Here is a 25,215-nt window from a genome sequence, read left to right on the forward strand (position 1 = left end):
TTTGCACCTAAAAAATGGTCTTAATTTTCTTTCATTACCGATTTTATCATCGATAACACTTAATTATTAATTTTAACGGATAGCGTTAAAAGCTTAGCTCTGAAATATATATTATAAAACTATTTAGCTATTTAAACTGTAAGATGACATTTTCTTCACCTAATAGTTCTTTTAAATCATATAATAACATATCTGCTGGCGATACCCGCCATTGTACTCCAAGTTCTAACATGCCGCGAGCTTCTTCTCTTTGATAATACACCCTCACAGGGCAAGTACCTTCTTTATGTGGCGTTAAAACTTGTGTAAATTGTTCGATAAAACAATCACCTAATTTACCTTTATTCACTTGAATATCTAAAGAGGTGACATAGTTTTCTCTAGCATTAGCTACCGTCATAATATCTCTGGCGGTCATTGTATTACCTCCAGAGTAATCATCAAAGCTGACCTGTCCACTACACACTAAAATTGCATCAATTTCGAGCAATTCTGCAAATCTATCATAATCATCTGGAAATAATCTTATATCCATACGTGCACTTTTATCATCAAGTGTCACTAACGCCCAGCGACGGCCACGTTTATTAACCATTACACGCACGCCAATCACTAAACCTACAGCTACGGCTTGTTTATCGCGACCTGTTGGCTGCATCCCCACTAAGCGACTAGTAGAGTATTTTTTAATTTCAGCTAAGTAACGATTAATAGGGTGACCTGTTAAATATAAGCCTAATGTTTCTTTTTCACCATTAAGCCAGACTTCTTCAGGCCACTTTTTTACTTCTTTAAATGATTGTCTTGAATCAGTTTGTTCATCATTTATCAAACCAAAAAGATCATTTTGTCCTAATAACTCTGCTTTAGCATGTTGCTCTGCTGCTTTTATTGCTTCTGGCAATGTTTCAAATAAAGCAGCTCGATGCGGTAAGTCTTTACCATCAGTTGTTAATTTATAAGTCGGTCCAAGTGCATCCATAGCACCTGATTTTATTAATTTCTCTAATACACGTTTATTCGTTTTCTTTAAATCTAAACGCGCACAGAAATCAAAAAGATCAATAAAGGGGCCACCTAATTGACGAGCCGCAATAATTGCTTCGATAGGCCCTTCACCAACGCCTTTTACCGCGCCAATACCATAGACAATTTGATTATCTTCATTAACAGTAAATTTGTACTGGCCAGCATTAACATCTGGCGGTAATAAATCAATATTCATATTGCTACATTCATCAACTAACGTAACAATTTTTTCAGTATTATCCATATCAGCGGACATAACCGCTGCCATAAATGGCGCAGGAAAATGAGTTTTCATCCAGAGCGTTTGATAAGACACCAACGCATAGGCAGCAGAATGTGATTTGTTAAAACCATAACCCGCAAATTTTTCAACTAAATCGAAGATTTTAATGGCAAGTTCACCATCAATACCCCGATCAAGTGCACCTTGCTCAAAACCTGCACGCTGCTTGGCCATTTCTTCAGGCTTTTTCTTACCCATAGCACGACGAAGCATATCTGCTCCACCTAGCGAATAACCTGCCAGTACTTGCGCAATTTGCATTACTTGTTCTTGGTATAAGATAATACCGTAGGTTGGCTCTAATACAGGTTTTAAATCTTCATGCTGCCAAGTTGCATCAGGATAACTAACTTCTTCACGACCATGTTTACGCTCGATAAAGTTATCAACCATGCCTGATTGCAATGGCCCTGGGCGAAATAACGCCACCAAAGCGATAATATCTTCAAAACAATCTGGCTTTAATTTATCAATTAACGACTTCATGCCGCTAGATTCTAATTGGAAAACTGCCGTTGTTTTAGATTGTAGTAATAAGTTAAAGCTCGCTTTATCTTCAAGATCGATAGTGGTGATGTCAATAGGCGCTTTACCGGCTTTTAGCAATTGTGCATCAGCCATTTCAATTGCCCACTGCAAAATGGTTAAGGTTCTTAATCCTAAGAAATCAAACTTAACTAAACCAGCATCTTCAACATCATTTTTATCAAACTGTGTGACTGGGTTTTTACCTTCATCATCACAATATAATGGTGCAAAGTCAGTGATAGTGGTGGGAGAGATAACAACACCACCAGCATGTTTACCCGCATTACGTGTGGTACCTTCAAGAATACGACACATATCAATGAGATCTTTTACGTCTGGATCTTGCGCGTAAATTTCAGGTAGTTTTGGCTCTTCTTCAAATGCTTTAGCTAAGGTCATGCCCGGTGTAGGAGGGATAAGTTTTGAAATTCTATCAACAAACCCGTAGGGATGACCAAGTACACGGCCCACATCACGAATTACCGCTTTCGCCGCCATAGTACCAAAAGTGATGATCTGAGAAACTGCATCACGTCCATAAAGTTCCGCAACGTGATCAATAACTTCATCACGTCGATCCATACAAAAATCGATATCGAAATCGGGCATGGAAACACGTTCAGGGTTTAGAAAGCGTTCAAAGAGTAAATCGTATTCTAATGGGTCTAAATCGGTGATATCAAGGGCATAAGCTATCAGTGAACCGGCACCTGAACCACGACCGGGACCAACAGGAATATTATTATCTTTACTCCATTGAATAAATTCCATAACGATAAGGAAGTAACCGGGAAAACCCATGTTATTAACAACTTCAAGCTCAATTGCTAAACGTTCATCGTAAGGTTTTCTTATTTCACTAAAGTTATCAGCACTCGTATCAAATAATTTATTAAGGCGTTTTTCTAAACCTTCTTCAGAAACCTTGATAAAATAATCATTAATTTCCAATCCATCCGTAGGGAAGTCAGGTAATACATATTCACCTAAGGTGACTGTTACATTACAACGTTTGGCTATTTCTACAGTGTTAGCTAACGCTTCTGGAATATCACTAAATAACTCACACATTTCTTCTTCTGAGCGTAAGTATTGTTGTTCGCTATAACGTTTAGGGCGTCGTTTATCATCTAATGTATAACCATCATGGATGGCAACACGGATTTCATGCGCATCAAAATCGTCAGGAGAAAGGAACATCACCTCATTGGTTGCAACAACAGGCAGTTCAAAATGTGTAGCTAAGTCAACAACAAGATGTAGGTAGTTTTCTTCATCAACCCTTCCAGTTCGAATCAATTCAAGATAAAAGCAATCATGAAAGTGTTGCTGATAAAAGCTAACCATTTGTTCAATAAGCTCATTATTGCCTTTTAATAATGCTTTACCTATATCGCCTTCTCTACCACCAGATAGTAATATTAAGCCTTCTTTATACTCAATTAACCAGTCTTTATCAATTACAGCTTTATCTTGAACATGGCCACGCATATAGGCTTTAGAGATTAATTCAGTTAGGTTTTTATAACCAACATTATTTGTGGCAAGTACAACAATACGAAAAAGCTCGCTGCCTAATTCTTCGCTTTTCACCCAAAAGTCACAACCTATTATAGGTTTTAGACCAGCGCCGTGAGCTGCGTGATAATACTTTACCAAGCCACAAAGGTTTGTTTGATCGGTTAAGGCTATTGCCGGCATATTTAATGAGGCGGCTTTAGCAACAATGGGCTTAACTTTTTTCAAGCCATCACACATTGAATAATCACTGTGGACGCGCAAATGAATAAACTTAGGATCGTTTATTAATGCTTGGGTTGGCTCAGTTTCTGATATTTCACCGCTCACTGTTTCACTCATTTATAAGGCCTAATACTCTAGCAACAGGCTTAAAGCTTTGGCGATAACAATCCAAGACTCCAAGTTCAATTATTTTTTCTAAATGCGCTTTAGTAGGATAACCTTTATGTTTAGCAAAACCGTATTCAGGGTGTAGTTTATCAAGGGCAATCATTTCATTATCACGGGCAACCTTGGCAAGTATTGATGCCGCGCTTATTTCGCTAACACGCGCATCTCCTTTTACTACGGCTAGACTAGCAATAGGGCCTTGATCGGTATTAAAGGTTGGTGTGCGATTACCATCAACCAAAACATAGTCGGGGGTAACAGATAAACCTTGAACAGCTCGTTGCATAGCAAGCATCGTGGCATGTAAAATATTTAATGTATCAATTTCTTCTGGACTAGCTCGTCCGATAGACCATGCGATAGCTTTTTCTTTAATTTCTTCACTTAATAAAGCGCGTTTTTTTTCAGTAAGCTTTTTTGAGTCCTTAAGTCCTACAATAGCGTTATCAGGATCTAAAATTACTGCAGCAGTAACGACATCGCCAACTAATGGGCCGCGCCCCACTTCATCTACGCCAGCAATACAATAAGCAACGGGATATTCAAAATCAGGAAAAATTATTTTTGGAGCCATGGGAATGATTACTTATTTAAAAGAGGTGTATTTGAAGTATTAAGCAAGTCAATGACAGCATTTGCTGCCTGCTTGCTTGCGTCACATTTTAACTGTTGGTGAATAAGTTTAAAGGTATCGTTTAATTGAGATTGATCCTGATACAAGCGCTCTTTGATCAACGGAATAATTTTTTCTGGGCACACTTCCTCTTGCAATAACTCAGGTACCAATGTTTGATTGGCTAATAAATTAGGCAAAGAGAACCATTGTAGTTTTACTAACCACTTAGCTAACAGATGCGTAATCATATTAAACTTATAGCAAATAACCATAGGCCTTTTGATTAAAGCGGCTTCTAAAGTTACAGTGCCTGAAGCGGTTAATAAACAATCACTTGCCGCCATTACCGTTTGAGTATTATCAATAACAAGTTGTACCTTTAAATTAGGTGCTAATTCCGATTTCAACGTATTAAATTGTTGTGCTCTTTTCTCACTAACCATTGGAGCAATAAAGAGTAAATTTTCATCTTCTTGCTGTAATTGCATCGCACTTTGAAAAAATGGTGCTAATAAACGAGATAATTCACCACCTCTGCTGCCTGGCATTAACGCAAGAATTTTATTTTCAAGGGGAAGATTAAGCATAGCTCTTGCTTGTTTTTTATCACTCTCCATGGGAATATCATCAGCTAAAGGATGACCCACAAAAGTACAAGGCACTTGGTGCTTATCGTAAAAAGCTTTTTCAAAAGGTAATAAAGAAAGCACCATATCGGTCGCTTTCGCTATTTTAAATATTCTTTTTTCACGCCATGCCCAAACAGAAGGGCTAACATAATGAACAGTTTTTATTGCTTGTTCTTTTAAACGTAGCTCTAAACCAATATTAAAGTCTGGCGCATCAATACCAATAAACACATCGGGTTTATTGGCAGTAAAATAATCAACTAATGATTTTCTCACGGCAAATAATCGTCGAATGCGTCCCAATACTTCAACAATCCCCATGACCGCTAACTCTTCCATGGAAAATAAGCTTTCAAAGCCAAGTTTATCCATTTTAGCGCCACCAATCCCAATAAACTTAGCATTCGGGTATTGATCTTTTAATGCGGTAATTAAGCCGGCACCGAGTGTGTCACCAGAATGCTCACCAACTACAATGGCGAAAACAGGGGAAGAAGTATGAGTGGTTAAAATTGATGACACTGGTTGGCTCCTAGGTTTATTTTTCTAAGTAACCTGAACTTGGTTTAAGGGGTTTTTAATTAGTTGGAAGACTTAATCATATGACTTCAATTAATATACTAGCTTGATAGTTTACTTATACCAATCTCACTAACTATGTGATCATTTCTACTTGCTAAAATCACCAACTACATCGTTATTTATTTAATAATTAGTTGTTCACTTAATTAATGAAACTGGTATTACTTAAATTGAGAAGAAATCAAGTGAGATTTCACCTCAATAACTAACCTATCGCAAATAAATTTAACAATAAATTCGAACAAGTCAGTTGCTAGTGCAGCATTATTTAATAACGAATTCAGGTTGGTACTTATTATTACTAAGTACCAATCCCTATGTGCTAAACCTATTAATAATGTAATATTCAATCACAACGTATTAACGAATAATACCACGAGTAGAATTTTTAATTGATTGAGTAAAAAGTTCCAATTCTGAAGAAGGACTGCCTAGTTCTGCTATAGCATTTAAAGCATCATCAACCGATTGTTTTTTACGATAAATTTCTTTATAAGATCGCTTAATCGATAAAATAGTCTCACTCTTAAAACCTCGACGTTTTAAACCTTCACTGTTTAAACCAAAAGGCTTCGCTGGATGGCCTGATGCCATAACATAAGCGGGTACATCTTTTAATACAATTGCATTTGCGGCAATAAAACTATGTGCACCAACATGACAAAACTGGTGAACACCTGACATACCGCCAAGAATAACATGATCACCTATATGAACATGACCAGCAATAGAAGCATTATTAGCCATTATACAATGATTACCTACCATGCAGTCATGTGCGACATGGGTATAAGCCATGAATAAATTATTACTGCCAATTTGAGTTAAGCTATTGTCTTGAGGAGTACCACGATGAATAGTACAACATTCTCTGAAAATATTATTATCGCCAATAATTAATTCTGTTGGCTCGCCAGCATATTTTAAATCTTGGCAATCTTCACCTATACTCGCAAACTGAAAGATGCGATTGCCTTGACCTATTTTAGTTGGTCCATTAATAACTACATGAGAGCTAATATGACAATTATCACCAATAATGACATTGCTTGCTATATGAGTCCAAGGACCAATAGTAACATTTTTTCCGATAATTGCGCCTGGCTCAATTATCGCTTGTGGATGAATCATAATATCTCTGTTATCTATTTCAATTAAAATATAGTGTTTTAAATATAAAACTTAGTAATAGTTATATGGCGTTTAAAGTTTTCTTTTAGCGCACATAAGATCAGCAGAACAAACGACTTTACCGTCAACTTTCGCTTCACCATAAAACTTCCACATGCCACGTCGTTCTTTAATAAATTCGACATGAAGATGCATAGTGTCACCAGGTAAAACAGGTTGTTTAAAACGTGCTTTGTCAATGGATGCAAAAAGATACATTTCATTCTCTTCACGCCCTTCACTGCTTTTAAAGCCCAGTATACCGGTTGCTTGTGCAAGTGCTTCCAAAATTAACACACCAGGGAAAATGGCGGCATCTGGAAAATGTCCGGTAAAAACAGGCTCATTAATAGTTACATTCTTTATAGCATGTAAACTTTTAAGAGGTTCATGATCAAGAACTTTGTCAACAAGTAACATAGGGTAACGATGAGGAATTAGTTCTTTAATTTCATTCAGTGATATTGGTTTTGCTATTCTATTTAAATCAAGAGTGTCCAATTGATTTTTTCCTTTCATTGGCTTGTGCTGATTCATTATATAAGATCAACGCACAAGTTTACATTAGATAATGTTGCCTTTGCAGCTATTATTATTTCTTATATTGTTCAGTTGGTAATTTTATTTGGTTTCGAGTAGTTTTTCTAACGCTTTGACACGTTGAGTTAAACTATCTAACCGTTTAACTCGTGCGTTCGTTTTATGCCACTCGTGATTTGGTGATACAGGCATACCAGAAGAATACACACCGGGTTTTTGGATAGCTTTAGTTACCATTGACATACCAGTAAAAACACAGTTATCTGTAATATTAATATGACCGTTAATACCAACAAGCCCTGCTATAGTGCAATTTTTTCCAATTACCGTGCTACCCGCAATAACACTACAAGCAGCCATTGCTGTATTCTCACCAATAACAACGTTATGAGCAATTTGAATTTGGTTATCGAGAATAACACCATCTTTAATCACAGTGTCTTCAAGTGCTCCACGGTCTATTGTGGTACTAGCACCTATTTCAACCTTGTTACCAATAATAACTCGGCCTAATTGAGGGATTTTATGCCATTTATATTTTGCATTAACAGGAGCATAACCAAACCCATCAGAGCCAATAACCGTATTTGCCTGAATTAAGCAATCTTCACCAATAATAACATTATGATAAATACTAGTATTTGCCCAAAGACGTGTTCCTTTACCTATTGAGCTATTCTTACCAACAAAACAACCGGCACCAATACTTACATTATCATTCAAATAAACATCTGATTCGATAACAGCATTAGCACCAATGCTGACATTTTCACCTAGGTGGGCACTCTCATCGATTACTGCACTAGCATGAATACCATCGGCTACCTTTGGTGTAGTATCAAGTAAATTAGCTAGCAATGCATACCCCATATAAGGATTATCCATAACTAAAGCATTTACAGGACATTGCGCTAACATATCAGGAGAAATGATAACGGCACTAGCCTTTGTATTATTAAGCTGCGTTATATATTTTTTATTTGCTAGAAAAGCGACTTGCCCTATTTTAGCATTAGCCAGTGTTGCCAAACTTTGTATGACGCTATCTGCTGAAAATTTTCCTTCATCAGAAATCACTAGCTTAGCTTGAATATGTTTCGCTATTTCATCAAGAGTGTAAGCCATCTCTTATTTAATTTTACTTACTTGCTCAACTACAGAAGCAGTGATATCAGTTGATTCTTTTGAAAAAACAACTGTCTGTTGAGAAAGTACTAAGTCGTATTTTTCTTTAGCCGCAATGTTATCTACCGCTTGAGTTACCAAAGCTAACAATTTATTTGTTTCTTCGTTTCTACGTTGAGCAACTTTTTGTTGAAATTCTTTCACTTTTACTTGGTATTGTTGGTATAAACCAGCCATTTTAGTTTGTAATTCAGTTTTTTCTTTTTCATTCATTAATGAACCATTACGCTTTAAGTTTTCATCTTCAAAAGATAAATCTTTTTGTAATTTTTCAATAACAGCTTTTTCATCTTTAAATTCTGTTTCTAGCGTTTGCATTAAAGCCGCGGCTTGAGGGATTTGGCTTATCGCTTCTTGTACGTTTACCACAGCAATTCTTTGTTCAAAAGCCATTGCGCTACTTGCTAATAACATGGTTGAAGCTGTAGCTGTAATAGCCATAGATTTAATAAATTTTTTCAAGGTATTTTCCTCTTCTTTTCTATATTTGGATTTAGAGTATTATTCGCTTAACTTAATTTAACAGCTAGACGGTCTTCTTTACTAGATTATACTATCGAGCGAATCTTAAAATGTTTTACCAATATTAAAACTAAAGAAAGCTGTATCATCATCTTCCTCTTGCTTAATTGTTTTAGCAAAGTTAAAAACCATAGGGCCCATTGGAGATAACCACTGAATCGATAAACCTCCAGAAGCTCGATAATGGCTAGGGTCAGAATAGTCACCAAGTTTTTCTAATTCTACAGCCGCTAAATCTTGATAATCAGCTATATCAAACTCAGTATCCCAAACATTACCAACATCAACAAAAAAGCTTGTTCTGACACTATTAGAATAACTCTCGTCTAAAAATGGTGTAGGAACAATTAATTCAATACCACCTAAAGCAATGGCGTTACCACCAACACTTCGTGGAGTAGCATAGATAAAGTCATGATCAGGACCTAAACAACAAGCAGTTCCACCTATTGAACTAGGCGTGCCACTAACAGCTGTTGGGTAACGATATATTGCCCTAGGACCTACAGTATTGTTTTCAAAACCACGTAAAGTATCTGAGCCACCTGCTCTAAAGTTTTCCCAAAATGGTAATAACTGATCATTACCACGTACATCGCCATAACCATTACCATAACCTAGCTGTAAACGAGTTAACACTGTCCAGCGTTGGTTTCTAGTAAGTGGGAAGTAAAATTTACTATCAAAATTAAGTTTAAAATATTGTACATCAGAAGAACTAGGTGTCGTCACTTTAAAAGATAAAAGTTGTGATGAACCAGCTGTTGGAAATGTACCTCGGTTCAAGGTCGAGCGAGAAATATTAGCATTAACATCATAGTTTTTAAATGCTAACGCTGCATCAGGATCACTAGGATCAGAATGCAAATCATAAAACGTTTGAATTTGTTCATATGTTTCTAATGAAGTGATTTCGTTATTTTTGAAACCGACACCAAAACCAACTCGAACGTATTCATTAATTGGGAAACCCCAGTTAAGACCAATACCGTAAGTTCTATTATTGTACTCAACTAAGTTAGCTTGTCCTGCATCAAACGCTTGATAGAATATTTGTCCACCAAGTGAAATAGCATCAACAGTAAAATAAGGGTCAGTGTACGAAAGGCTAGCACTTTTAGAATATCTATTCGTATTAATGTTAAAACCTACACGATTACCTGTACCTAAGAAGTTATTTTGTTGTATACCAGCATTTAAGCTTAAACTGGTTGAATCACCATAACCGATACCTGCAGTAAATGACCCTGAAGCTTGCTCTTTTACTGCGAAGTCTACATTAACTAAATCATCTTCACCGGCAATTTGATTCGTCTCAAATTCAACAGTTTCCATATAAGGCAATCGAGACAAACGTGATTTCGAGTGTTCAACCAGACTATTTGAAAGCCAAGCACCTTCCATTTGTCTTAATTCACGACGTAATACTTTATCGGCAGTAACATGGTTGCCAGCAAAATTTACCTTGTTAACATAAATACGTTTGCCAGGGTCAATAGATATCGACAGTTTCACTGTATTGTCTTCATCATTAATATCTGGAATAGTCGTAACTTTAGGGTAAGCATACCCGAAGCGACCTAGAAATTTGCTAATAACTTCTTCAGTGTAAGTAACTTCTGCACCATTATAAAGGTTACCCGCTTGTAATGGGTTTATCGATCTTATGGTTTTTTCGAAGCCCGCTAAATCACCAATAAAATCAACATCACTAATGGTATACGTTTCACCTTCAGATACATTTAAAGCAATATATACAGACTCTTTATCTGGGGTCATCGATACTTGAGTCGAATCGACATTAAAGCGAAGGTAACCACGATCTAAATAGTAGCTATTGATCGTTTCCATATCACCTTGTAGTGTTTGCTTTTGATACCGATCTTGCGCCATAAAATTCCACCATGGCGAATCAAAAGTAAGCTCTGTTCTTTCAAGAACTTCAGTATCGCTAAAAACTTCATTACCAATAAGGTTAATTTGTTTAATAGCAGCCGCATCGCCTTCGATAAATTTAAACTCTAAATTCACTCTATTACGAGGTAAATGAGTAATGCTCGCGGTTACGTCAGCATTATATTTTCCAACACTATGATAAAAATCTTCTAGCCCTGTTTCAATACCTGAAATAACAGTTCTATCTAGTGTTTCACCAACACGTATATTACTGCCATCAAGGCTTTCTGTTAGCTGCTCATCTTTTAAATCACTATTACCGTCAAAAGTGATATCACTTATCGTTTCACGTTCTCGCACGCGATAGATAATACGGTTACCATCACGATAAACACGGATATCATTAAAATGACCTGATTTATATAAAGACTTAATTGACTGAGAAATTCTAAATGGATTAAGATTATCACCGACATTAAAAGGAATATGTGTTAACGCAGCGCCTAAAGCAACACGTTGCAAGCCTTTCACTTCGATATCTTCAACCTGAAATTCTTCGGCTGCTTGAGCTGTTGTACCTAGAGCGCCTAATAAAACGGCAAAGGCTAATTTTTTAATTATCATAAATGCTTACTTTTATTACTTCTTTTAATTTTTAAACCTAGGTATTAAATTAACATCTAAAACCTACAATTAACCATTATTCTTCTTTATCCTAATACCCGACTAAAGTCATTAAATAGAGCTACACTCATTAATGCTAATAAAGCCAACGCACCAAACTTAAATCCTGCTTCTTATATTTTTTCTAGAACAGGCTTTCCTGTTAAAAGCTCTATAAGCTCATATTAAAGGTAATAGAGTAAGCACCGCCATCAAGTACTGGCTCACTTAGGTAAAGCGTAAAAGGTTAATTATACCTTCTCACTCCCTTCTCACCTATTTATCCTAATACCCGACTAAAGTCATTAAATAAAGCAACACTCATTAATGCTAATAAAGCCAACGCACCAAACTTAAATCCTGCTTCTTGTATTTTTTCTGGAACAGGCTTTCCTGTTAAAAGCTCTATAAGATAATAGAGTAAGTGCCCGCCATCAAGTACTGGTAACGGTAAAAGGTTAATTATTCCTAAATTAATGCTAATTAATGCTAAAAAGCCTAAAAAATAGACGAAACCATATCCTGCACTATCACCTGCCCCTTGAGCAATCGCAATTGGACCACTTAAATTCTTTACTGAGACATCGCCTGTAATTAATTTACCAATCATATTAAAGCTTAAGGTAATTAAGTCCCAAGTCCGATGAACACTCTCACCTATTGCGGGAAACAATCCATAACTAATTTCAATACGGTATTCATCTGGCCAGTTATCAGATTTAGGAGAAACGCCCAAATATCCAACAAGCTTACCATTTTGTTCAATACCTTGCGGTGTTACCGCTATTACTTGTTTATTACCTGCTCGTTCAATAGTTAACTCTACTGTCTCATTTGGATAACGTTTAATTTTATTAGAAAAATCAAGCCAACCTTCAACAATAGGTTCATCATTAATAGCTACAAGCTTATCACCCACTTGTAAGCCACTTTTCTCAGCCGGACTATCTTTACCAATTGCCGCTAACTCGTTATAAACGGTTGGTCGATATGGCGTTATCCCCAGGCTTGTTAGCGCTGATGTTTTTTCTGGTGAAAACTGCCAATCCTTCGTTGATAGATTATGGCTGCTCACATATTGACTATCACTACTTTTAGTTTTGATTATAATATTATTAGCACCAATTTCACCAATCAAGGCTAAATTAACATCTTGCCAATCTTGTGTTGCTTTACCCGCAACCTCCACAACCTCTACATTAATGGGTACTTGTGCTTGAGCGGCGATTGAGTCAGCGTTAATACTACCAATAATGGGCTTAATACTAGGTACGCCAATTAGAAACATTAAATAAAATGCGAATATTGCAAAAGCAAAGTTAGCAAAAGGGCCAGCAGCAATAATTGCTATTCTTTGATAAACCGACTTTGAATTGAACGTTTTGTCTTTGTCTTCCTCAGCAACATCATCGACACGCTCATCAAGCATTTTCACATAGCCGCCAAGAGGAATCATAGCGATAACATATTCTGTGCCATCCTTTCCTGTTTTACGCCAAAGTGCTTTACCAAAGCCCACTGAAAAACGCTCAACTTTTACACCATTTTTACGTGCCACCCAAAAATGACCATACTCGTGTACAGTAACTAAAATACCTAGGGCGACAACAAAAGAGGCTGCATTCCAAATAAAATCAAACATTATTCTTTTTGTTCCTTAACATACGGGATAAAACTCACTAATACTTAACTTACTAGTATTTAATATACTTATACTGTCTTATTTAAGCTTCATTTATTAATACTGTGTTAATAATTGTTGAGCAAATTCTCGGGTTCGTGTATCTAAGGAAATAACCTCATTAATATTACTTACCTGTTCTGAGACAAATTTTTTCACAGAAGTTTCATTTATTTTGTAAATATCGTTAAATTTAATTTTTTTATCTAAGAATGCAGTGACGGCAATTTCATTTGCAGCATTAAGAGCAGTGCAAGCTGCTTGACCACTTCTACAAGCCTCAATAGCTAATTTCAAATTAGGATATCTTTTAAAATCAACAGATTGAAAATCAAATGATGCAGTATTAAAAAAATCTAACGGAGCAACGCCAGAGTCTATTCGTTCAGGATAAGCTAACGCATGAGCAATAGGTGTGCGCATATCAGGGTTTCCCATTTGCGCAATAACTGATCCGTCGATATATTGCACCATTGAATGAATAGTGCTTTGTGGGTGTAATACGACTTCAATATCGTCTGCAGTAACATTGAACAGCCATTTAGCTTCAATAAACTCTAAACCTTTATTCATCATGGTGGCAGAGTCAACTGATATTTTTCTGCCCATTTCCCAATTAGGATGTGCACAGGCCTGGTCCGGTGTTGCCATTTCAATATCATCTAACGACCAGGTCCTAAAGGGTCCACCTGATCCCGTTAATAATATTTTACTAATACCATTTTGGCCTAATTTACAGTGACCTACTCGCCCTTGTTCTTGCCAAGGTAAACTTTGAAATATTGCATTGTGTTCGCTGTCTATTGGCAATAATTCTGCCCCAGATCTCTTAACAGCCTCAATAAAAATAGCGCCAGAAGTAACTAATGCTTCTTTATTAGCTAATAACACTCTTTTACCCGCTTCTACTGCTGCTAATGTTGCCATTAAACCTGCAGCGCCTACAATCGCAGCCATGACAGTGTCAGAGTCACTTGAAGAGGCAATATCTAACAAAGCTTCTCTCCCATATTTTACAGTTATGCTATGAAGACCTTTTTCTGCCAAACGCAATGTTAATAATTCAGCATGATGCACCGACCCCATAACAACAGTTTTAGGTGAAAACTCAATACATTGCTCAAGCAGTTTATCAACACTTTCATTTGCTGATAAACTCACTATATTAAATTTTTCAGGGTGTAAACGAATAACCTCTAACGTACTTTGACCAATAGAGCCTGTTGAACCTAAAATACATAGTTCACGTACAGTTACTTGTGTGCCTGATTTTTCTTTTATCACAAATCTCACCAACCAAATAATACGTAGCAAAGTGCAAAAACAGGCGCGGTAGCAGTTAAGCTATCAATTCTATCTAAAATTCCGCCATGCCCGGGTAATATAGAGCCGCTATCTTTAACACCTGCTTGGCGTTTAAACATACTCTCATTTAAATCACCTAGTACCGATACAGTAGTAATTAGCACGGTCACTAATAATACAGTGATTACCTGTTCCTGATTCCATGCGAGTATATAGGCGGTAATTGCAACTAAAATGCAAGCTGAGGCAATACCACCTAGAAAGCCTTCAAAGGTCTTTCCTGGACTAACGTTTGGCATCAACTTAGTTTTACCAAAGGCTTTACCGACAAAGTATGCACCTATGTCTGCACTCCAAACCATTAACAATAAAAACATTAATAATTGTGCGCCATGATAGGTATCGACTTGATAATCATTCGTGCGAATAACCATAAACGCGAGCCAAGTTGGCACAAGTGTTAACCAGCCAAAAACGCCACGGACTGAACGGTGTTTTGACCAAAAGCTACTCGCATTAGGATATGAGAACATTAAAAAAGCAGAGAATATCCACCAAGCGATAGCTAACCATAATACTGCTAATGCATAACTGTGCAGTTGCCCTGAATTAAGCCATAAATCATTAAGTGAAACACTAGTCCATATACCTGCTATCAAAAAAAGCGTCGTTCCAACGAAGCCGACTCTTCGAGTTGTAGTGTCGAATCCCATGAAAGGACCCCACTCCCAAGCACCAATGCCAATAATAACTAGCAATAAAATTGCGAAGTATATTAATGGTAAATAAAAGATTGCAGCAATTGCCGCAGGTGCCAAAATTAAAGCAGTAATAATACGTTGTTTAAGCAAGTTATATCCTTTTTGTTTTAGTAAGTATTAAGTCATCTTTGTTATAGTTTTTCTGACTTAGTTACTTTTTATTCTTCTATTTGTTTAACTTGTTCACCTGTTTTACCAAAACGGCGCTCTCTTTGATTAAAAGCATTAAGTGCCATATCAAATTGTGCTTCATTAAAGTCTGGCCATAATGTTTCAGTAAAATAAAATTCGGCATAAGCAGCTTGCCATAATAAAAAGTTGCTAATACGATAATCTCCACCAGTACGAATCAGTAGATCAAGTTCGGGTAAATCAGCTAAACAAGTTTCTTTGTGCAGTGAATTTTCATCGATATCTTCAAGTGACATCTCATTTTTCTGGACTTTACTTGCAAGCATTTTCGCTGCATTAGCAATATCCCAACGGCCACCATAATTTGCGGCAATAGATAAGACTAGACCATCATTTAATATCGTTAATTCTTCTGATTTTTTAATACTTTTTTGTAATTTATCAGAAAAACGACTTAAATCACCAATTACCCGAAAACGAATGTTATGTTTGTGCAAGCGTTTAACTTCTTTAGTGAGCACGAACATAAATAAATCCATCAGCACACTAACTTCTTTTTCTGGTCGTTGCCAATTCTCACTACTAAAAGCAAATAAAGTTAATGCTTTAACACCTAATTGACGTGCACCTTTAACTACAGCTCGCACTGATGAAACACCAGCTTTATGGCCAGCCACACGTCCTTTACCCTGAGCTTGCGCCCAACGACCATTACCATCCATTATAATAGCAATATGATCTGGAATTATTTTTCCTTCATCTAGTGATGCTATATCAGTAGCCACTGATTATCCTTTCATGACAAGTAAATTTACTATACAAAAACGCCAGTCAGTAATTACTACTCTCTGGCGTTATTTACCAAAAACGAACTAAATTTCCATTAATTCGGCTTCTTTCTTCTCTAACATTTCATCAACTTGTTTCACAAAAACATCAGTAACTTTTTGAATACTGTCTTCAGCTTGATGATGCTCATCTTCACTGATCTCTTTGTCTTTTAATAAACTTTTAAAATCAGAGTTTGAATCACGACGGATATTACGAATTGCTATTTTACCGCCTTCAGCTTCACCACGTACAACTTTAACTAAGTCTTTACGACGCTCTTCAGTTAACGGTGGTAATGGAATACGTATAAGCGTTCCATTAGATTGTGGATTTAAACCAAGATCAGATTTCATAATGGCTTTCTCTACTGCGGCAATCATACCTTTATCAAAAACAGTAATTGAAAGATTACGTGCATCAGGTACTGATATATTACCTACTTGGTTTAAAGGGCTTTCCATTCCATAATAATCAACCGTAATATTATCTAGTAATGAAGCGTGCGCACGCCCAGTTCTAATCTTATTCAGACTACCCTTAAGAGATTCAATGCTTTTTGCCATACGCTCTTGCGCATCTTCGATAATTTCGTCTATCACAATGTTTCTTCCTACAATTATTTAAATAATGTTAAATTCACAACTTATACTAATTTTGTAAAACTTAATTGATTCGTTTTCTGAGAAATCAATTACGCTTTCTTGTTCTTAATTACAGTGCCTTCTGCTTGTCCCATGATGACAGCTTTAAGAGCACCTGGCTTATTCATATTAAAAACACGAATAGGCATATTATGGTCACGCGCTAAAGTAAAAGCAGCTAAATCCATAACTTTTAATTCTTTATCTAATACTTCATCAAACGTCAATTCGCTGTAAAGTTCAGCCGCTGGATTTTTCATTGGATCTTCTGAATAAATCCCATCAACTTTAGTTGCTTTTAAAACAACATCAGCCTCGATTTCTATGCCTCGTAAACAAGCGGCAGAGTCTGTCGTGAAAAATGGGTTACCTGTACCGGCAGAAAAAATAACAACACGGCCTGATTTAAGTAAACTAATCGCATTAGCCCAGTTATAACGTTCACAAACACCAGCTAAATCAATCGCTGACATTAAACGAGTGTTCACAAAGGCACGGTGTAGCGCATCACGCATAGCCAGTCCATTCATCACGGTTGCTAGCATCCCCATTTGATCACCCACAACGCGATTCATGCCCGCTTGCGCAAGGCCTGCACCGCGAAATAGATTGCCACCGCCAATAACTAAGCCAACTTGAATATCCATTTCAACTAACTCTTTAATTTCTTGAGCCATACGGTCAAGAATTTTTGGATCTATACCAAATCCTTCTTCTCCCATAAGAGCTTCACCACTAAGTTTAAGAAGAATACGTCGATAAGATGATTTGGGGTTAGTACTCATATGTGAAAATTCCTATTTGGCTCGCTGAAAAAAGGCTAGGGTCAAAAAAGACCGCAAACATTTTAATACGTTTAGCTTAACCAAGAAAGCCTTAACTGAAAAAACCAGTGTTATTATTCCAATTTTATGAAAAACCTGAAAAAATGTATAAAAAAACGCCTACCTGCTAATGCAAGGTAGACGTTTTTTTTATAATTCAGATTATTTAGTCTGGTTATTAATCTAACAACCGACTAAATAAAAGAATTAGCCTTTTGCAGCGGCAAGTTGAGCTTCAACTTCAGCAGCAAAATCTTCAACTTTCTTCTCGATACCTTCACCAACTTCTAAACGAACGAAGTTAGCTACAGTGATACCTTTTTCTTTCAATATTTCACCTACAGTTTTCTTAGGCTCCATGATGAAAGCTTGGCCAGTTAGAGAAACTTCGCCAGTGAATTTCTTCATACGACCAGTAACCATTTTCTCAGCGATTTCTTCAGGCTTACCTTCGTTCATCGCCATTTCGATTTGGATACGTTTTTCATTGGCAACAACATCAGCAGGAACGTCATCCGGCGTTAAGAATTCTGGCTTGCTTGCTGCAACGTGCATTGCAATGTGCTTAAGTGATTCTGTATCACCTTCACCAGCAACAACAACACCGATAGAAGCACCATGGCTGTATGATGCTAAAGTAGCACCTTCAACATACTCTACGCGACGTACATTGATGTTTTCACCAATTTTTGTCACAAGTGTAATACGCTTTTCTTCAAATTGTGCTTGAAGCTCAGCAATAGTTACTTTAGAAGCAAGAGCAGCTTCAGCTACTTCGTTAGCAAAAGCTAAGAAGTTATCATCTTTTGCTACGAAGTCAGTTTGACAGTTAACTTCAACTAGTGCAGCAACGCCGTCAGCAGTTTTAATTAAAATAGCGCCTTCAGCAGCAATGTTGCCTGCTTTTTTAGCCGCTTTCGCTTGACCATTCTTACGCATATTTTCAATCGCAAGTTCCATATCTCCGTCAGCTTCTTGTAATGCTTTTTTACAATCCATCATGCCCGCAGCTGTGCGTTCACGTAGTTCTTTAACCATTGCAGCAGTAATTGCCATGAGTTAATTCCTCTGTTTTCAGTTATCCCCATTATTAACGTTTAAACATAAAAAATGACAAACAATAATAGAGTGGGAATAAATAGTAAATTAGGTGTCATAAAAGCAAAGTTATAAATATAAATTTTATAACAATGCTTTTATGATTAAACGAATTATTGTACTTAATTATTTTTTATTACGCTTAGTTAATAACAAAGCGCAATAAAATAATTATTCAGTTTCAACAAAACCGTCTTTTTCTGCTTGAACAACAATGTTTTGCTCACGGCCAGAAATTACAGCATTAGCAACAGCGTCACAGTATAAAGTTACTGCACGGATTGCATCATCGTTACCAGGAACAATGTAATCAATGTTATCTGGGTTTGAGTTAGTATCAACAACAGAAACTACTGGGATACCAAGGTTGTTTGCTTCTTTAATAGCAATATGCTCGTGATCGGCATCGATGATAAAGATAGCATCAGGTAAACCACCCATGTTCTTAATACCACCTAAGCTTTTATCAAGCTTTTCCATTTCACGAGTACGCATTAACGCTTCTTTTTTAGTTAAAGCTTCAAAAGTACCGTCAGTGCTTTGCGACTCAAGATCTTTTAAACGTTTGATTGATTGACGAACTGTTTTCCAGTTAGTCAACATACCACCTAACCAACGGTGATTAACGAAGAATTGGTCTGATTTTATTGCTGCATCTTTGATAGCATCACTTGCAGCACGTTTAGTACCAACAAATAAAACTTTACCTTTCTTAGATGAAACATTGTTAATGAAAGCAAGTGCTTCATTAAACATAGGAACTGTTTGCTCAAGGTTGATGATATGAACTTTATCACGAGAACCGAAAATAAACGGCTTCATTTTTGGATTCCAGTAACGAGTTTTGTGACCGAAATGAACACCAGCTTTAAGCATATCGCGCATTGAAACGTTTGACATTGTATTTTCCTTTAATGGGGTTAAGCGTTCATACATCCAATACACACGACCCTTTTGCTGTAAGCTTGAGTTACTTTATTAAGTAGAATACAAAACTTTTTCAGCGGGGCACCCCGGTATATCTTTGATAGATGTATGTGAGTTTATAATATAATCAAGCTACTTTTAGCAGACATTGACCTGTTTAATTGACGCTAAAATAAGGATTGCCTCATATGAAAGCAAACACTAAGATTTCAGCGCGGCATTTTATACCATAAAAACACTTATTTAACCAGAAAAAAATTCACTGGGATAATTGCTATTATCACGGTAAAATTACCCTAAGTAAGATAACCCATACGTTCAAACAATCAATTTTAGGTAATCCATGACAACACAGAACATACCTGCACAACTGTTTTTTCTATATGACAGCCATTGCCCTTGGAGTTATGTAACTACCAAGCTTGTAAATGAAATTAATCAAGCATTTCCTGATATCACTATAAATTTATGGCATGCTGCTTTTTTTGATGGCAAAAATGATGATTCAAAAAGCAGTAAGCTTAACGAAATCAAAGCCGTTGAAAACTTAGCCAATATAAAATTTTCAACCGCTTATCAAAAGCTACTCGAAGAAAATAAAAGCTCTATCTTAGCTGCTAATTTAATGACATGGGCTCAACATAAAACGCCGCACTTAGCATTACCACTATTAAATGCACTACAAAAGGCTCATTTTGAGCAAGGTAATAGGTTGTCTAGTCAAGCAGATTTAGATGATATTATCGATGTTCTGAAATTATCGCCACCATCAAAAGTGTTTAAAAATGATAAACTCAGTAAAGATGTTTTCATGCAGCTAGAAGAAATATATTCACTGCAAGAAATGATGAACACCGAAGCAATTCCAGCTTTATTATTAGCTGTTGATGACCAATTAATATTATTGAACCATAACTTTTATTTAACCCAACCTAACGCAATTGTTGAAGCGGTTGAATTAGAGCTAAATAAACATCAATAAAAATAATGTATTTCACTTGTTATAAACACACTCAAATTTAAGAAAGTAAAGAGAATTCAATGACCATACCAATTAAAAGCCAAGATGAAATTGCTAAAATGCGTATTGCAGGGCAACTTGCTTGTGATGTATTAGAAATGATTGCTCCGCATGTAAAAGCTGGAGTTACAACTAATGAGCTAGACGCCTTATGTGCTGAATATACTGAAAAAGTGCAACAAGCTATTTCAGCTCCCCTAAATTACCACAACTTCCCTAAGTCTATTTGTACTTCTATCAATCATGTTGTTTGTCACGGTATTCCAGACAATACAGTATTAAAAGATGGAGATATCATCAACCTTGATATTACTGTTATTAAAGACGGGTATCATGGTGATACTAGTAAAATGTTTTTAATTGGAGAAGTATCTCCTGAAGATAGTCGCCTGTGTCGCTTGGCTCAAGAATCATTATATATTGGTCTAAAAAAAGTAAAGCCTGGTGCTACTTTTGGCGAAATAGGTACTGCTATTCAAAAGTTTATTAAAAGCAAAGGTCGCTATTCTATTATTAAAGATTATTGTGGTCATGGCATTGGTACTGAATTTCATGAAGAACCACAAATTGTTCATTATAAAAACAATGATAAAACCAAAATGGTAGAAGGTATGTGTTTCACCATTGAGCCAATGATTAACTTAGGTAAAGCGACAACTATTCTAGACAAAGATGATAAATGGACTGTTTATACTAGCGACGGTAAAAATTCTGCTCAGTGGGAACATACTTTGGTGGTTACTAAAACTGGTTGTGAAATATTAACGTTAAGAAAAGAAGAAACACTCAGCCGTATTTTACATAACTAAAAAGTATCAGTCATTTTCTGAATCATAGGTAAGCATGTGAATAATCATCCAATAGAAAGCCATATAATCCCTTCAGATTTTATAGAGCGCTTAGCCATAACTGCTGACACTTTATCTAGCAAAGATATTTGCCAATTAACGCTTAACTTCAATGAGTGGCTAAAGGCAGCATTTTCTGAACATGATGTTCAAGACTTATTAACAGCAAGAGCGATGTTTGTTGATAACATACTTGCTAAACTTTGGTGTCAACATCATCTTGATGAATCTCAAATAAGTTTAATTGCCGTAGGCGGTTATGGACGAGGTGAACTGCACCCTTTTTCAGATATTGATATTTTATTATTAACTCAACCTGATATTGATTTAGCTTTAGAAGAAAGAATTTCCAGTTTTATTACCCAACTTTGGGATATAAAACTGGATATCGGGCACAGTGTTCGTTCAATTAAAGAGTGCATTAAGCAAGCTATTAATGATGTCACTATAGCAACAAACTTAATGGAAATGAGACAAATAGCGGGTAATGAAGCACTAACACAACAGTTATTACCTTTATTAAATGACGATGCTTTTTGGACCTCTGAAAACTTCTTTATTGCTAAACGAAAAGAGCAAAAACAAAGACACTTACAGTATCATGGCGCTGCTTATACCCTTGAACCCAACTTAAAAGCGAATCCGGGTGGATTACGTGATATTCAAACAATTGCTTGGGTTGCAAAACGTCATTTTCTTGCTGATTCACTAGAAGAGCTTGTAGAACACCAGTATCTTTACCCTAATGAATTATCTGAGCTTATAGAAGCCCAAGACTATTTATGGCGTCTTCGTTTTGCATTGCATTTTGTTGCTAAGCGCAGTGAAAATCGGTTATTGTTTGATTATCAAGCTGACGTAGCGAAAATGATGGGCTTTGGTGATGAAGGTAAGGCACCTGTTGAGCGAATGATGAAGCGTTTTTATCGCATCATTTCTCGTGTTTCAGAGCTAAACACTATTTTATTACATCGATTTCAACAAGAAATAATTCAAGATCCTAAAGAAGCTAATATTAAAGTGATTAATCAAGATTTTGAATCAGTTGACACCTTGATTAATGCTACAAACAATAGAGTGTTTATGCGTTCGGCAAAAATGCTCGAAATGTTTTTAATTATTGCACAAGAGCCTAATATTAAAGGTATTCATTCTAATACGCTACGATTAATGCGAAATGCAAGACGACGATTAGTTTCTGGTTTAGTTGATTATGCTCAATGTCGTCAAATTTTTATGGCTATCATTAAGCACCCAAGAGGACTTGGTTTAGCGTTTAATTTAATGCATCGTCATGGGATTATTGGCTCTTACCTACCTTTATGGCGAAATATTGCGGGTCAAATGCAATTCGACTTATTTCATGCTTATTCAGTTGATGAGCATAGCTATCGTGTTGTAAAAAACTTGTATCAATTTAGCCAAAAAGAACACAATCATAAATTTCCTTTATGTAGCAAAATAATGCAAAAAATACGTAAACCAGAGGTTTTGTATTTAGCAGGGATTTTTCATGATATTGCAAAAGGCCGAGGTGGTGATCATGCCAAGTTAGGCGCTGTTGATGCGTTAATATTCTGTCAATCTCACCAAATGAGTAAACATGATAGCAGAATGGTTTCTTGGTTAGTCGAGCAACATCTAGTTATGTCGGTAACGGCTCAGCGTCGTGATATTAATGATGAAAATGTTATTCGCGCTTTTGCTGACATAGTTCGTGATGAAGCGCATTTAGATTATTTATACTGCTTAACAGTTGCTGATATGCGTGCCACTAACGAAAGCTTATGGAATAGTTGGAAAGCAAATTTATTACATGATTTATATTTTAATACATTAAGAGCACTGCGTCGTGGTTTATCAAAGCCAGTTGAAACACGCTCTAAGATCCGTGAAAATCAACAACAAGCTAGAGATATTTTAGCTGCAACTCATATTGATAAAAGCCAACTTGATTCCTTATGGCGAGAGTTCAGAGCTGACTACTTTTTACGATACTCGCCTGAACAAATAGCCAGACACTGTCAACGTATAATAGGCCATGATAGAACAGAGCCACTTGTTATTATTAGTACTAAACCTTATCGAGGTGGAACAGAGGTTTTTGTTTTTGCAAAAGAAAAAGTTAATACCTTTGCTAGCATAGTGCAAGTATTGGGCGCTAAAAAGCTGTCTATTCATGATGCAAAAATCATTACAACAAAAACGGGTTATACCGTTAATACCTTCATTATTTTGGATTCACGAGGTAAAGCGTTAAAAGAAAGTTACCAAACAGCTGAAATAACGAAAGCACTCAGTGAAAAACTTAAGCAAGATGATTGCAGGGATATTCCATTACAGCCAGCAAGAAGAGAAGTAAAACAATTTAAGTTTCCATTAAAAGTGAGTTTTATTAAAATTAAGGCTAAGAGTAAAACAATGATTGAAATCATTGCACTAGATAGAGCTGGTTTGTTAGGTAATATCGCACAAGTTTTTCAACAATTACATATTAATATTCATTCCGCTAAAATCACCACTTTTGGCGAGAAGGCTGACGATGTTTTCACTATATCAACCAATGAAAACATGGCCTTAACAGAAGAAGAAAAACAAAAGCTTTCTGATAAATTAACTCAGGAAATAGATTAAAATAAATTAAAATAAGTGATAGGAATTTTAAATGACCGACTTAACAGCTTTAGCGAGCACGATAGAGCAAGCTTTTGAAGATAGAGCAAACATAAGCCCTGCAACTGTTTCTAAGGAAGTAAAAGCAGCTGTATTAGCATCATTGTCAGCACTAAATAATGGTTCAGCACGTGTTGCTGAGAAAATAGATGGCCAGTGGCATGTACATCAATGGTTGAAAAAGGCAGTGTTACTTTCTTTTCGTATATGGGACAACCAAGTTATAGACGGTGCTGAAAGTACGTTTTTTGATAAAGTACCAATGAAGTATAGTGATTATACACAAGAAATGTTTGAAGCTGATGGTGTACGCGTTGTGCCTGGCGCGTCTGTACGTACAGGTAGCTTTATCGGCAAAAATGTTGTTGTTATGCCAAGCTTTGTTAATATTGGTGCTTTTGTTGATGAGGGTTGTATGGTTGACGGTTGGGCAACCGTTGGTTCATGTGCTCAAATAGGTAAAAACGTTCACTTATCTGGCGGCGTTGGTATTGGCGGTGTATTAGAGCCCCTACAAGCAGGTCCAACAATTATAGAAGATAATTGTTTTATCGGCGCACGTTCTGAAATAGTTGAAGGTGTTATTGTCGAGGAAGGTGCCGTTATTTCAATGGGCGTTTATATTGGCCAAAGTACACGTATCTATGACCGTGAAACAGGTGAAATACATTATGGTCGTGTTCCAGCAGGCTCTGTTGTTGTCCCTGGAAACCTCCCGTCTAAGTGTGGAAAGTATAGTTTATATGCCGCAATAATTGTGAAAAAAGTGGATGCGAAAACACGTAAAAAAACAGGTATTAATGAACTATTACGTTTAGCTGATTAGTAAACCACCTGATTCACAGCTTGACTGAACAATAGTTTTATATACAAAAAAAGCAGTAAGTTAAACTAACTCACTGCTTTTTTTTAGCTTATT

20 protein-coding genes are annotated in these 25,215 nt (G+C 36.4%); 4 read left to right on the forward strand and 16 right to left on the reverse strand.

Annotation, left to right across the window (positions count from 1 at the left end; all coding sequences use genetic code 11):
* Window positions 1–127 precede the first annotated feature (127 nt).
* From dnaE to rpsB, 16 genes are all read right to left on the reverse strand, one after another.
* Window positions 128–3,700 (reverse strand): DNA polymerase III subunit alpha, encoded by a 3,573-nt coding sequence (dnaE, locus tag GQS55_RS13610; protein ID WP_159821032.1) that lies wholly within the window; start codon window positions 3,698–3,700, stop codon window positions 128–130.
* On the reverse strand, window positions 3,693–4,325 hold the full coding sequence (gene rnhB, locus GQS55_RS13615) for a ribonuclease HII (RefSeq protein ID WP_159821033.1): 633 nt from the start codon (window positions 4,323–4,325) through the stop codon (window positions 3,693–3,695). Before rnhB ends, dnaE begins: the two co-directional genes overlap by 8 nt.
* 8 nt (window positions 4,326–4,333) lie before the next feature.
* Window positions 4,334–5,518, reverse strand: a complete 1,185-nt coding sequence (gene lpxB, locus GQS55_RS13620; protein ID WP_159821034.1) for a lipid-A-disaccharide synthase — start codon at window positions 5,516–5,518, stop codon at window positions 4,334–4,336.
* Between the two features lie 420 nt (window positions 5,519–5,938).
* Entirely contained in the window at window positions 5,939–6,709 is a 771-nt protein-coding gene (gene lpxA / locus GQS55_RS13625) for an acyl-ACP--UDP-N-acetylglucosamine O-acyltransferase (RefSeq protein ID WP_159821035.1), read from the reverse strand.
* Between the two features lie 72 nt (window positions 6,710–6,781).
* Complete coding sequence (gene fabZ / locus GQS55_RS13630; RefSeq protein ID WP_159821036.1) at window positions 6,782–7,267, reverse strand: 3-hydroxyacyl-ACP dehydratase FabZ; 486 nt, start codon at window positions 7,265–7,267, stop codon at window positions 6,782–6,784.
* Window positions 7,268–7,369: 102 nt separating this feature from the next.
* On the reverse strand, window positions 7,370–8,413 hold the full coding sequence (gene lpxD, locus GQS55_RS13635; RefSeq protein ID WP_159821037.1) for a UDP-3-O-(3-hydroxymyristoyl)glucosamine N-acyltransferase: 1,044 nt from the start codon (window positions 8,411–8,413) through the stop codon (window positions 7,370–7,372).
* A 3-nt stretch (window positions 8,414–8,416) separates the two neighbouring features.
* Window positions 8,417–8,935, reverse strand: a complete 519-nt coding sequence (locus GQS55_RS13640; protein WP_159821038.1) for an OmpH family outer membrane protein — start codon at window positions 8,933–8,935, stop codon at window positions 8,417–8,419.
* Window positions 8,936–9,040: 105 nt separating this feature from the next.
* Window positions 9,041–11,515: an outer membrane protein assembly factor BamA gene (gene bamA, locus GQS55_RS13645; protein ID WP_159821039.1), complete on the reverse strand. Its 2,475-nt coding sequence runs from the start codon at window positions 11,513–11,515 to the stop codon at window positions 9,041–9,043.
* A gap of 319 nt (window positions 11,516–11,834) precedes the next feature.
* Window positions 11,835–13,196 (reverse strand): sigma E protease regulator RseP, encoded by a 1,362-nt coding sequence (rseP, locus tag GQS55_RS13650; protein ID WP_159821040.1) that lies wholly within the window; start codon window positions 13,194–13,196, stop codon window positions 11,835–11,837.
* A gap of 96 nt (window positions 13,197–13,292) precedes the next feature.
* On the reverse strand, window positions 13,293–14,516 hold the full coding sequence (gene ispC, locus GQS55_RS13655) for a 1-deoxy-D-xylulose-5-phosphate reductoisomerase (RefSeq protein ID WP_159822850.1): 1,224 nt from the start codon (window positions 14,514–14,516) through the stop codon (window positions 13,293–13,295).
* Window positions 14,517–14,524: 8 nt separating this feature from the next.
* Window positions 14,525–15,391 (reverse strand): phosphatidate cytidylyltransferase, encoded by an 867-nt coding sequence (locus tag GQS55_RS13660; protein WP_159821041.1) that lies wholly within the window; start codon window positions 15,389–15,391, stop codon window positions 14,525–14,527.
* Window positions 15,392–15,459: 68 nt separating this feature from the next.
* On the reverse strand, window positions 15,460–16,218 hold the full coding sequence (uppS, locus tag GQS55_RS13665) for a polyprenyl diphosphate synthase (RefSeq protein WP_159821042.1): 759 nt from the start codon (window positions 16,216–16,218) through the stop codon (window positions 15,460–15,462).
* Between the two features lie 87 nt (window positions 16,219–16,305).
* Window positions 16,306–16,863 carry a ribosome recycling factor gene (gene frr / locus GQS55_RS13670; protein WP_159821043.1) on the reverse strand — a complete coding sequence of 186 codons (558 nt, stop codon included), beginning with the start codon at window positions 16,861–16,863 and terminating at the stop codon, window positions 16,306–16,308.
* 92 nt (window positions 16,864–16,955) lie between these two features.
* Window positions 16,956–17,690, reverse strand: coding sequence for a UMP kinase (gene pyrH / locus GQS55_RS13675; protein WP_159821044.1), 735 nt, complete (start codon window positions 17,688–17,690; stop codon window positions 16,956–16,958).
* A 246-nt stretch (window positions 17,691–17,936) separates the two neighbouring features.
* On the reverse strand, window positions 17,937–18,785 hold the full coding sequence (gene tsf, locus GQS55_RS13680; RefSeq protein ID WP_159821045.1) for a translation elongation factor Ts: 849 nt from the start codon (window positions 18,783–18,785) through the stop codon (window positions 17,937–17,939).
* Between the two features lie 213 nt (window positions 18,786–18,998).
* Window positions 18,999–19,727 carry a 30S ribosomal protein S2 gene (gene rpsB, locus GQS55_RS13685; protein WP_159821046.1) on the reverse strand — a complete coding sequence of 243 codons (729 nt, stop codon included), beginning with the start codon at window positions 19,725–19,727 and terminating at the stop codon, window positions 18,999–19,001.
* A gap of 370 nt (window positions 19,728–20,097) precedes the next feature.
* Between rpsB and GQS55_RS13690 the strand changes: the two genes are divergently transcribed.
* From GQS55_RS13690 to dapD, 4 genes are read left to right on the forward strand one after another with little or no spacing between them, the layout of a single operon-like run.
* A complete protein-coding gene (locus GQS55_RS13690) occupies window positions 20,098–20,736 on the forward strand; it encodes a DsbA family protein (RefSeq protein ID WP_236559644.1) in 639 nt (212 codons plus the stop codon).
* 59 nt (window positions 20,737–20,795) lie between these two features.
* The gene (gene map, locus GQS55_RS13695) at window positions 20,796–21,584 is read left to right on the forward strand and encodes a type I methionyl aminopeptidase (RefSeq protein ID WP_159821047.1); all 789 of its coding nucleotides are present in this window, start codon (window positions 20,796–20,798) and stop codon (window positions 21,582–21,584) included.
* Between the two features lie 36 nt (window positions 21,585–21,620).
* Window positions 21,621–24,257: a [protein-PII] uridylyltransferase gene (gene glnD, locus GQS55_RS13700; protein ID WP_159821048.1), complete on the forward strand. Its 2,637-nt coding sequence runs from the start codon at window positions 21,621–21,623 to the stop codon at window positions 24,255–24,257.
* Between the two features lie 31 nt (window positions 24,258–24,288).
* Window positions 24,289–25,122: a 2,3,4,5-tetrahydropyridine-2,6-dicarboxylate N-succinyltransferase gene (gene dapD, locus GQS55_RS13705; RefSeq protein WP_159821049.1), complete on the forward strand. Its 834-nt coding sequence runs from the start codon at window positions 24,289–24,291 to the stop codon at window positions 25,120–25,122.
* Window positions 25,123–25,215 lie beyond the last annotated feature (93 nt).

The sequence above is a fragment of the Colwellia sp. 20A7 genome, from assembly GCF_009832865.1.
Lineage (GTDB): Bacteria > Pseudomonadota > Gammaproteobacteria > Enterobacterales > Alteromonadaceae > Colwellia.

Bases quoted from the DNA above. Each gene is read 5' to 3' on its own strand.
- dnaE (WP_159821032.1), bottom strand. From the start codon at position 3,700: ATGAGTGAAACAGTGAGCGGTGAAATATCAGAAACTGAGCCAACCCAA.
- rnhB (WP_159821033.1), bottom strand. From the start codon at position 4,325: ATGGCTCCAAAAATAATTTTTCCTGATTTTGAATATCCCGTTGCTTAT.
- lpxA (WP_159821035.1), bottom strand. From the start codon at position 6,709: ATGATTCATCCACAAGCGATAATTGAGCCAGGCGCAATTATCGGAAAA.
- fabZ (WP_159821036.1), bottom strand. From the start codon at position 7,267: ATGAAAGGAAAAAATCAATTGGACACTCTTGATTTAAATAGAATAGCA.
- lpxD (WP_159821037.1), bottom strand. From the start codon at position 8,413: ATGGCTTACACTCTTGATGAAATAGCGAAACATATTCAAGCTAAGCTA.
- bamA (WP_159821039.1), bottom strand. From the start codon at position 11,515: ATGATAATTAAAAAATTAGCCTTTGCCGTTTTATTAGGCGCTCTAGGT.
- rseP (WP_159821040.1), bottom strand. From the start codon at position 13,196: ATGTTTGATTTTATTTGGAATGCAGCCTCTTTTGTTGTCGCCCTAGGT.
- pyrH (WP_159821044.1), bottom strand. From the start codon at position 17,690: ATGAGTACTAACCCCAAATCATCTTATCGACGTATTCTTCTTAAACTT.
- tsf (WP_159821045.1), bottom strand. From the start codon at position 18,785: ATGGCAATTACTGCTGCAATGGTTAAAGAACTACGTGAACGCACAGCT.
- rpsB (WP_159821046.1), bottom strand. From the start codon at position 19,727: ATGTCAAACGTTTCAATGCGCGATATGCTTAAAGCTGGTGTTCATTTC.
- GQS55_RS13690 (WP_236559644.1), top strand. From the start codon at position 20,098: ATGACAACACAGAACATACCTGCACAACTGTTTTTTCTATATGACAGC.
- map (WP_159821047.1), top strand. From the start codon at position 20,796: ATGACCATACCAATTAAAAGCCAAGATGAAATTGCTAAAATGCGTATT.
- dapD (WP_159821049.1), top strand. From the start codon at position 24,289: ATGACCGACTTAACAGCTTTAGCGAGCACGATAGAGCAAGCTTTTGAA.